Annotated in this window: 1 protein-coding gene; it reads left to right on the forward strand. The window is 66.5% G+C overall.

What is annotated here, in order from left to right:
- The coding region (locus V5F77_RS29390) for a GTP-binding protein (RefSeq protein ID WP_429008550.1) at positions 1-215 on the forward strand (215 nt) is incomplete at both ends.

Below are 215 nucleotides of genomic sequence, written 5' to 3' on the forward strand. Positions count from 1 at the left end.
GGCGCGGCGCAGATGGACGGCGCGATCCTGGTGGTTTCGGCCGCCGACGGTCCGATGCCGCAGACCCGCGAGCACATCCTTCTGGCGCGCCAGGTCGGCGTTCCCGCGCTGGTGGTGTTCCTGAACAAGTGCGACATGGTCGACGATCCGGAACTGCTGGAGCTGGTCGAGCTTGAAGTGCGCGAGCTGCTTTCGAAGTACGACTTCCCGGGCGA

It is taken from the genome of Roseixanthobacter psychrophilus, from assembly GCF_043195195.1.
GTDB lineage: Bacteria > Pseudomonadota > Alphaproteobacteria > Rhizobiales > Xanthobacteraceae > NCEH01.